At 43.7% G+C, this 9,720-nt stretch carries 8 protein-coding genes; 2 read left to right on the forward strand and 6 right to left on the reverse strand.

Annotation, left to right across the window (positions count from 1 at the left end; translation table 11 throughout):
- Positions 1-2 precede the first annotated feature (2 nt).
- A complete protein-coding gene (gene rppH, locus AACQ42_RS06795; RefSeq protein WP_010319133.1) occupies positions 3-521 on the reverse strand; it encodes an RNA pyrophosphohydrolase in 519 nt (172 codons plus the stop codon).
- Between the two features lie 605 nt (positions 522-1,126).
- Between rppH and mutH the strand changes: the two genes are divergently transcribed.
- Positions 1,127-1,792 (forward strand): DNA mismatch repair endonuclease MutH, encoded by a 666-nt coding sequence (gene mutH, locus AACQ42_RS06800; protein ID WP_026028083.1) that lies wholly within the window; start codon positions 1,127-1,129, stop codon positions 1,790-1,792.
- A gap of 134 nt (positions 1,793-1,926) precedes the next feature.
- Entirely contained in the window at positions 1,927-2,961 is a 1,035-nt protein-coding gene (locus AACQ42_RS06805) for an NADP(H)-dependent aldo-keto reductase (RefSeq protein ID WP_013857595.1), read from the forward strand.
- Between the two features lie 37 nt (positions 2,962-2,998).
- Here AACQ42_RS06805 and AACQ42_RS06810 read toward each other — a convergent pair whose 3' ends face one another.
- The 5 genes from AACQ42_RS06810 to brnQ form a co-directional block, all read right to left on the reverse strand.
- Positions 2,999-3,250: a hypothetical protein gene (locus tag AACQ42_RS06810; RefSeq protein WP_010319130.1), complete on the reverse strand. Its 252-nt coding sequence runs from the start codon at positions 3,248-3,250 to the stop codon at positions 2,999-3,001.
- 499 nt (positions 3,251-3,749) lie between these two features.
- Positions 3,750-5,084, reverse strand: a complete 1,335-nt coding sequence (gene vpsR / locus AACQ42_RS06815) for a cyclic-di-GMP-binding transcriptional regulator VpsR (protein ID WP_064624479.1) — start codon at positions 5,082-5,084, stop codon at positions 3,750-3,752.
- Between the two features lie 262 nt (positions 5,085-5,346).
- Positions 5,347-6,879 carry a lysine--tRNA ligase gene (lysS, locus tag AACQ42_RS06820; protein ID WP_094144774.1) on the reverse strand — a complete coding sequence of 511 codons (1,533 nt, stop codon included), beginning with the start codon at positions 6,877-6,879 and terminating at the stop codon, positions 5,347-5,349.
- A 33-nt stretch (positions 6,880-6,912) separates the two neighbouring features.
- Positions 6,913-8,011, reverse strand: a protein-coding gene (gene prfB / locus AACQ42_RS06825; RefSeq protein WP_096000859.1) for a peptide chain release factor 2 whose coding sequence is annotated in 2 segments (ribosomal slippage) — positions 6,913-7,935 and positions 7,937-8,011 — 1,098 coding nt in all. Because the reading frame shifts where the segments join, the coding sequence is not laid out codon by codon here.
- Positions 8,012-8,181: 170 nt separating this feature from the next.
- On the reverse strand, positions 8,182-9,495 hold the full coding sequence (gene brnQ, locus AACQ42_RS06830; protein WP_013857601.1) for a branched-chain amino acid transport system II carrier protein: 1,314 nt from the start codon (positions 9,493-9,495) through the stop codon (positions 8,182-8,184).
- Positions 9,496-9,720 lie beyond the last annotated feature (225 nt).

Genomic DNA, 9,720 nt, shown 5'->3' on the forward strand with positions numbered 1-9,720 from the left:
GTCTATCCTCTTTTATTTTTGCGCTTACCTTTGTTATTACGTTCTTTAAATGGCATCGCGAATGATGCAAACTCTTTCATGGCGCGACGATAAACATCTCGCTTGAAAGAGACTACTTGCCTCACTGGATACCAATAACTGACCCAACGCCAACCATCAAATTCAGGGGTACTGCCGCGCTGCATGTTGATTCTTGATTCATCACACTCTAAGCGCAGAAGAAACCATTTCTGTTTTTGCCCAATACAGACAGGTTGAGAATCCCAACGAACGAGCCGTTTTGGTAATTTATATCTTAACCAATGACGGCTTGTTGCTATGATTTTCACATCTTTCTTTGTAAGCCCAACCTCTTCGTAAAGCTCTCTAAACATCGCTTGTTCAGGAGTTTCATCGTCGTCAATTCCACCTTGTGGAAACTGCCAAGAGTGTTGTCCGTATCGTTTCGCCCAGAATACCTGACCATGGTTGTTACAAATCACAATACCAACATTGAGTCGGTAACCATCGCCATCGATCACTGGCCAACCTCTAGTAAAATCTTAATTGCTTTGATTTTTCCACATATCCCCAATAGGAGCAAACTTACTAGTGTGATTAACACGAGATTTATGTATTCCTAATCATTAACTGGATAACTTTTCATCAAATTTAAAGTTATCAACAAAATAATGCGACACCAGCCACATTTATTCACCTTTTCTGTGAGTAACTATGTGAAGAATCTCTAGATAGCGACTTACTTCCCCAAAAAGCAAAAGAATACGGACCAATATAAAAAAGATAATAATAAATTAAATACATTAAAAACAATGAATTAATTGGATTTTCCATTATTCACATTACGTTGCGATTAACAAAAAATTGATCCTTTCACAACATGCTCAAAGATCCACCAATTAGCTCGTTATCCACACCCCCACTCTAGTAGAAATAAGATTTACTGATTAAGAGGCCCACTCTCTCAAGCAAAACCCTGTAAATGCATACAGACAAACAAAAAATGGAATATTTTCCCGATCAACCTGTGGATAACTTGAATTGCGATGATCTTTTAAGCAAAAGAAACGACAGCACATTGTGTATAAGAATTTGCTACAATCGCGTTTTTATCATTCAAAGTATCATGAAACCTGCACCTAAAACTGAACATGAATTAATGCTTAGAGCCCAAGACATTGCAGGCTTAAGCTTTAGTCAACTGGCCGAAGAAGCCAAGATGACCGTGCCCCCTGACTTAAAAAAAGATAAAGGATGGGTCGGTCAGCTATTAGAGTGGCATTTGGGTGCAACAGCAGGCAGCAAACCTCAGCAAGATTTCGAGCAATTAGGTATCGAGCTCAAAAGTATTCCAATCAGTTACACTGGAAAACCGCTCGAAACAACGTTTGTGTGTGTGGCCCCACTCACCGGTGTTCATGGTTTAACATGGGAGCAAAGCCACGTGCGAAATAAACTCTCTCGAGTACTGTGGATCCCAATAGAGGGTGAGCGAGAGATCCCCCTAGCCCAGCGCCATGTCGGATCGCCATTGCTATGGAGCCCTTCTCCTGCACAAGAACAGCAGCTAAAAAATGATTGGGAAGAACTGATGGAGTTCATCGTTCTTGGCAAAGTTGAGCAGATCACCGCTAAGCACGGTGAAGTATTACAGCTCAGGCCAAAAGCGGCAAACGGGCGAGCATTAACCGAAGCCTACGGTGCTAATGGCAAACCTATCAAAACCCTGCCACGAGGCTTTTATCTTCGAACTCAATTTACCGCGAGCATTCTTGAGCAACACTTTATTTAAAAGTGCTCGTTATTGCTCATGAAAAAACGTAACCGTTTGATCTTTCACTGCACAATTCGTTTCCGTTTCACTGCCATCTTCGCTTATAGTAAAAACGTCACACACTCCACCAGCGAGAGCATCAAGGAAGGAATATGCAATACACCAAACTGCCTCATTCCACACTGGAAGTGAGCAAGATCTGCTTAGGTACCATGACTTTTGGTGAACAAAATAGCCAACAACAAGCCTTTGAGCAGCTCGATTACGCCTTAGACCAAGGTGTGAATTTCATCGATACTGCGGAAATGTACCCAGTTCCCCCCAACGGTAAAACCCAAGGTCTGACCGAAAGCTATATTGGCAACTGGTTAGAAAAATCAGGTAAACGTGAAAAAGTGGTGTTAGCGACTAAAGTGGCAGGCCCGCGTAACGTGCCTCACATCCGCGAAAAGATGTCACTTGATAGACGCAACATTCATTTAGCGATTGATGATAGTTTAAGACGCTTAAAAACAGACTATGTCGATTTGTATCAATTACATTGGCCTCAACGCCAAACGAACATGTTCGGCCAACTTAACTACCCTTATCCTGATCAGCAAGAAGAAGTCACTTTAATCGAAACGCTCGAAGCGCTTAATGATCTCGTCAAGGCTGGAAAAGTGCGTTACATCGGTGTGTCAAATGATACCCCGTGGGGTGTGATGACGTTGCTAAAATTGGCAGAAAAACACGATCTAGCAAGAATTGTCTCTATCCAAAACCCTTATAATTTACTGAATCGCAGCTTTGAAATTGGCTTATCTGAGATTAGCCACTTCGAAGGTGTTCAACTGCTGGCTTACTCGCCACTGGCGTTTGGTTGCCTGAGTGGTAAATATTTAAATGGCGCAAGACCTGACGGTGCTCGGTGCAGCCTATTTGAACGCTTTTCTCGCTATTTTACGGCGCAAGGTGTACAAGCCACTCACGCTTATGTTGAGCTTGCTAACCAGTATGGCCTTGATCCAGCACAGATGGCGTTGGCGTTTGTCAATCAACGTCCGTTTGTCGCATCCAATATCATTGGCGCGACAAACCTAGAGCAGTTGAAAACAAATATCGATAGTTTAGATGTCGTACTCAGTAATGAATTGCTTCTTAAAATTCAAGAGATTGGGACGACTTACTCCAACCCTTGTCCGTAGATATCTTCGGGGCTAGCGAAGCCACTAGCCCCTCGTTTTACGTTGTTATTCGCATACTTAACACACGGCGAAGATGACGAATATGACGTTCAGCTTTAATTGAGTCAGGGACAGAAACGCCAATAGCGCGTCCATCACTTTCTAAGCCAATATCTTTAAGCAAGTGTTGGCTATTAAAAGGCAGCTCAAAAGCATGACGGCGAACATTTCGTTGCCATTGACGCTCTTCACGGCGTAAATCAGCACGGACCAGTAAAGTAGCAAGTTGTAAATAAATTGAATGACGCATGAGTATTCTCCAGTAGTAAACTAAACGTTGACGGCTGGAAAAATGGGGGCAAACAAGGTGGATCAACACTTTGATAAGCTGCCATTTTCCGCAGCCTATCTCAAGGTTACGGATTAACTAAAAATCGGTGCCTTTTTTATCATCAAACATACGACAGGCGTCTGTAGTAAGAGACGATTTAGGCGCAGTAAGATCGATAGAAACGCGAACAGTATGAACAAAAACGAAATGATTCATGTTGCGCCTCCAAGCAAATAGTTAATCCAAAGTGAAATGAGTGTGTGAGCACGGCTCACGGTTAAATTCTATGCAACTGAGGTGATTATTCAACTCTTAATTTTCAAACAATTAAAAAACAATGCATTAACCTAAAATGAAAGCCGATGACAGCAAATAAGTGACACATTCAGCTAGAGAATAACTTATTCGCAAAAGATATGATTATAAAAAATGGCCACATGGATTAAATGTGACCATTTTTACTTGAAGAATCATCAAGTTAATAGGTATTTTCAGTGATTAAGTTATGTTTATTAAGCAAGCGATACATAGTAGCTCTAGATACACCTAGCTCTTTGGCGGCCATTGAGACTTGCCCTGAGTTCGATTCTAAAACCAGTAATAGCGCATCTCGCTCTGAACGCTCACGAATGCTTTTTAGGCTGCGCTTACCATCACTGCGTTTTGGTAAGTCGAGTTGCAATTCATCCAACATGACTGAATCGGACATCAGCACCACACGTTTGATCTGATTCATCAGCTCACGAACGTTACCCGGCCAGTGATAACGAGCCAATGAACGCGCCGCTTCTTCAGTAAAACTGCGCGCCTGCGCGTTAAACTCTTTTGAATACTCCTGCAAGAAGTGGCGTGCCAGTAAAGCAATATCACCCGCCCGCTCTTTTAAGCTCGGGACATTAATACGCAATACGTTGATATAGTGGTACAGCTCTTCGTTAAAATTGCCATCAATCAGCGCTTTTTCAATATCGGAAGAGTTGGCGGCCAAAATACGCACATCCACCTCTTTGACACCCGTTGAAGTTTCTATCGTTCCTTCTTGCAGGAAGCGCAAGAGGTTAGCTTGTTGGCTTTTAGGTAGCGTGAGAATATCTTTGAGTAGGATCGTCCCGCCATCTGCCCGCTCCAATAATGAAGTTTGAGATGAGTCTTCACAACCAATACCGAACAGCTCACATTCAAAGCGGCTCTCCGATAAAGCTCGGCAATTCACTGAAATAAAAGGTTTTTGTGCGCGAGACGAGGTTTTGTGTACCGCTCTCGCGACCGTCTCTTTGCCCGTTCCATTTTCCCCATAAATGAGGATACTGACATCTGTAGGGCCGATGCGTTTGATCTGATCACGCAAGCGCTTCATGGGAGTGGACTCACCAATTAAACCAATATCCCCTGTTGATCCATAATGTGGCCATACTTTTTTCTCTAACTTAAGCATTCCAAGTTGGTGTCCAATGGTGCTCAGTAGCTGCGCATCGGGAATCGGCGCCGTAAAAAAGTCGATACAAAAGTTAACAATGAATTGGCAAATCGTATCCGAGCTCAACTGTGATTCGCGAATGAACGCCAACCAACGTACTTGTTTATGGTTGCTGACCAAATTGGCAATGCCATTGAGGCTGAATTCATCATGGCTCAAATCAACAATACCAATGCATGGGCCTGTTTCTGCAAACAAGGCATCCGCTTTACGTAAATCTGCGCATTGTGTACAACGCCAACCAACCTGTTCAAGTACAGATAACCAAGGCTCGTATGTCCCACCAACGACGACAAGCGAACCAGGGACAGAATCCATTCGGAATTGAGTGCCCATCTATTATTCCTTATCTTTAAATTTATATGCAGTGCTACTTTTGGCACATTAAACGGCTGTTACATTAACGAGACTTGGCGCTGTAGTCTGTCTCAATCATAAGACTAGACAACAAATAAGCACTTTGCCATTTAATATAGGGAACTATTTCATAATCCTTTCGAAATTGTTGTCTGTTAGTCCACGCTAGTGAACAAAATTTTTCAAACTAATGCAAAAAAAAACCGCCTATTTAGGCGGTTTATCGGAACGAAAGTAGCAATTACTGCTGTGGGCGCATCGCAGGGAATAGGATAACGTCACGAATCGTATGGGTGTTGGTGAGCAACATCACCAAACGATCAATACCAATGCCTTGACCCGCCGTTGGTGGGAGACCGTGCTCTAACGCAACAACATAATCAGCATCGTAGAACATGGCTTCATCGTCGCCAGCATCTTTGGCATTCACTTGCGCTAAGAAGCGCTCGTCTTGATCTTGAGCATCATTAAGCTCAGAGAAGCCATTGGCGACTTCACGACCACCGATGAAGAACTCAAAACGGTCGGTGAAGAATGGGTTGTTATCGCTACGACGCGCCAATGGTGAAATATCTGCAGGGTATCCAGTGATGAAGGTCGGTTGCATCAACTTAGGTTCAGCCGTTTCACCGAAGATCTCTTCAAGCAGTTGGCCACAAGTCCAGAAAGGTTCAACGTCTACATGAACCGATTTCGCGATAGATACCATGAGCTCACGGTTTTGCAGATCCTGTTCCGTTAACGCTTGGATTTGAGCGTGCTCTGGGTTGTAGTGTTTGATGGCTTCAAACATACTCATGCGAGCATATTGACCACCAAATTCTACCGTTTCATCACCATAAGGCATTGACGTTGACCCCAAAACTTCAAGTGCAACTGAACTCAATAGCTCCTCAGTAAAGTCCATCAGATCATTGTAATCTGCGTATGCCATATAGAATTCCATCATGGTAAATTCAGGGTTATGGCGAGGAGAAAGACCTTCGTTACGGAAGTTACGGTTGATTTCAAACACGCGATCAAAGCCACCCACAACTAAACGCTTAAGGTAAAGCTCAGGTGCGATACGCAAGTACATTGGCATGTCGAGCGCATTGTGGTGAGTGATGAATGGACGCGCACTAGCACCGCCAGGGATCACATGCATCATTGGCGTTTCTACCTCCATGAACTGTTTTGAGATCATGAAGTTACGAATTGCAGTCATTACTTTAGAGCGAACAATGAACGCATTACGTGAACTTTCATTAACAATCAAATCCACATAACGTTGGCGGTAGCGCATCTCTTGGTCAGTCAAACCGTGGAACTTCTCCGGTAACGGACGAAGTGCCTTTGTCAGCAATTCGTACTCTTCCATATTAACGTAAAGATCGCCTTTGCCAGATTTGTGCAACGCACCTTTCACGCCGATGATGTCACCAATGTCTAGACCTTGGTATTTTTCCTTCAGCTCAGTTTGAACCTCTTTTGAAGCATAAGCTTGAATACGACCAGAGGTTTCTTGAATAACAAGGAAAGGGCCACGTTTCGCCATGATACGACCCGCAATCGCCACAACATGGTTTAAGGCTTCTAACTCTTCTTTGCTCTTTTCACCGAATTGCTGTTGAAGATCGCTCGCAAGGCTGTCACGACGAAAGTCATTTGGGTGGCCATTCGCTTTACAGCTCTTACGGATGTGATCCAGCTTGCTGCGACGCTCTGCGATGAGTTTGTTCTCTTCTTGCGCTATTTGCTCTTGATTCATTTCGTTTTGAACAGCATCAGTCATTTTACATGTACCTTATATGTCGGTAAAAAAGCATTAAAGGCCTGATTTCAGGCTTGCTTCAATAAATTTGTCTAAATCACCATCTAATACCGCTTGGGTATTACGGTTTTCAACGCCAGTGCGTAAGTCTTTGATTCGGGAGTCATCCAATACATAAGATCGGATTTGGCTTCCCCAGCCAATGTCAGATTTCGCATCTTCATTGGCTTGCTTTTCTGCGTTCTGCTTTTGTAACTCAAGTTCAAACAGTTTTGCACGCAATTGTTTCATCGCTTGGTCTTTGTTTTTATGCTGCGAACGATCGTTTTGGCATTGAACAACGGTATTGGTTGGAATGTGCGTAATACGCACCGCCGATTCGGTGGTGTTAACATGCTGACCCCCCGCTCCCGAAGCGCGATAAACATCGATACGAAGATCGGCTGGGTTGATGTCGATAGCAATATTTTCATCAATCTCAGGATAGATAAACGCAGAGGCAAAAGAGGTATGGCGGCGGCCACTCGAATCAAATGGCGATTTACGAACCAAGCGGTGTACGCCAGTTTCGGTGCGTAACCAACCATAAGCGTAATCACCGATAATGCGCACTGTTGCGCCTTTTAGACCAGCAACATCACCTTCAGACACTTCAATCACTTCAGTCTTAAAGCCTTTCGCTTCTGCCCAACGTAAATACATGCGTAGCAGGATTGATGTCCAGTCTTGAGCCTCGGTGCCGCCCGAACCAGACTGCAGATCAATATAGCAATCTGAAGAATCGTGATCGCCAGAGAACATACGGCGAAACTCAAGCTGTTCAAGCTTAGTTTCCAGCTCATCCAGTTCAGGGCCAATTTCATCGAAGGTTTCTTGGTCTTCTGCTTCAATAGCCAGTTCCAGTAGTCCTTCCACATCATCCACACCTTGATCTAACTGATCAATGGTATCGACAATGGCTTCGAGCGAAGCGCGTTCTTTACCTAGCGCTTGTGCACGCTCAGGTTCGTTCCAGACGTTGGGTTGCTCGAGTTCTGCATTCACTTCTTCTAAACGCTCTTTCTTAGCGTCGTAGTCAAAGATACCCCCTCAGGATATTTGTGCGCTCTGACACATCCTGAAGACGGTTTTTAATAGGATTGATTTCAAACATGTTTGCTCAACATTTATGAGTAGAATTTAACCGAAGAATTCTACTTAAAAATGTGACGAAGATACAGGAAAAATTCGTTTGATCTCTTGGAATAAAAGCTGGCGCACGCCTAAAAAAAGAGGCTGAACAATCGTGTTCAGCCTCTTTAATGCTTACGAGTAAAAACGCGATTATGCCGCTTCTTTAACCACACTTTGTTGAACGGTAGTTGCAATAAAGAACATGCAAATCATCGCAGCGAGTGTAGGAAGTAACCACCCCATGCCGACCTCAAACAGTGGCAGCATATTGAACGCAGACACATCAACGCCAGCGACTTTTGCCGCGTCGATCAACGCAAAAAGAAAAGAGACAAGTAGCACAACACGGTATGCCACTGCTGGGTTTGGTAGTTTCCCTCTCAAGAAGGTCAACATAATCAAGGCAATCGCAACTGGATAAAGCGCATACAGTGCGGGGATAGAAAGCGTGATCAATTGCGATAAACCAACGTTTGCCACGATAGCGCAAGCAACACCAATAATGATCACCCAAGATTTATACGCAATTGGAGTCAATGTGCAAAAGTAATCTGAACATGCTGAAATCAAACCAATTGCCGTGGTTAGGCAGGCTAGTAGCACGATGACAGAAAGCACGATCTGCCCATAAGGGCCAAACAGCGCTTGCACATATTGGCTAAGCACCGCACCGCCATTTTCTGCACCAAAAGCGACCACAGAGCTTGTCGCGCCAAGATAAAACAGTGAAATATAGACAAAAGCTAAACCAACCGCCGCAATACACGCCGCGCTGATTAAATACTTTGTGGTTGCCGCGCGCTCAGTAATGCCTTTGCTACGCAGTGCATCGACAATTAACATCCCAAACATCAGTGCGCCAAACGTATCCATGGTGTTGTAGCCTTCAAGGAAACCTTTCGTCAACGGCTGAGTCAGGTATTCGCCTTGTGCAGTCACCATCTCACCTTGCGGGTCAACAAAAACCGCAACGGCTAAAATAATTAATCCAACAAATAGAGCAGGAGTTAGCACTTTACCAATGATGTCAATGAGCCGACCTTGAGACCAGGCAAAAAACATCGCAATCACAAAAAAGAGAATCGAAAATAGTGTCAAATGCGATTGTTGCGCATCAATGAAAAATGGTTTCACTGCCATTTCATACGCCACAAGGCCGGTACGCGGTGCTGCAAAGGCAGGACCAATGATGATAAAGATCATCACTGCCATGATAGTTGCAGCTTGTTTAGGCAAATCTTTGGTTAAATGCTCCCAAGAACCACCCGCGACAGCAATCGCAATAATCGTCATCAATGGTAAACCGACAGCGGTAATAAGGAAGCCAGTCATGGCTGGTAGTAAATGCTCTCCAGCAAGTTGGCCAGCGATTGGCGGAAAGATGATGTTACCAGCACCCAAGAAAAACGCGAAAAGCATAAAGCCGACCGCGATAATATCTGTTAGTTTTAACGTCTGCTTCACAGATAACCCTTAATTATTATTTGATAAATGTTGTGTATGCATTGTTGATGAGGTTGAAACCGCATCTAAATCTAAAAATTAAGGGCGAATAATGACGAAACACTCAAGACTTCGCAAGGGCAAAGCAAAAAACGCTACATTAATTTATAATATCGGTGAAAAACCAGTTTAAAACTCTAAATGTTAAAAAATAGAAAGAATGATGTGTTGATCATTTTCTCATAC

Source organism: Vibrio sp. V12_P9A6T4 (assembly GCF_963874835.1).
In the GTDB taxonomy this organism is placed as follows: Bacteria; Pseudomonadota; Gammaproteobacteria; order Enterobacterales; family Vibrionaceae; genus Vibrio; species Vibrio anguillarum.

What these genes read in the sequence shown, in the direction of transcription:
- lysS (WP_094144774.1), bottom strand. Translation starts at nt 6,879, where the DNA reads ATGACTGATGCTGTTCAAAACGAAATGAATCAAGAGCAAATAGCGCAA.
- mutH (WP_026028083.1), top strand. Translation starts at nt 1,127, where the DNA reads ATGAAACCTGCACCTAAAACTGAACATGAATTAATGCTTAGAGCCCAA.
- AACQ42_RS06805 (WP_013857595.1), top strand. Translation starts at nt 1,927, where the DNA reads ATGCAATACACCAAACTGCCTCATTCCACACTGGAAGTGAGCAAGATC.
- AACQ42_RS06810 (WP_010319130.1), bottom strand. Translation starts at nt 3,250, where the DNA reads ATGCGTCATTCAATTTATTTACAACTTGCTACTTTACTGGTCCGTGCT.
- vpsR (WP_064624479.1), bottom strand. Translation starts at nt 5,084, where the DNA reads ATGGGCACTCAATTCCGAATGGATTCTGTCCCTGGTTCGCTTGTCGTC.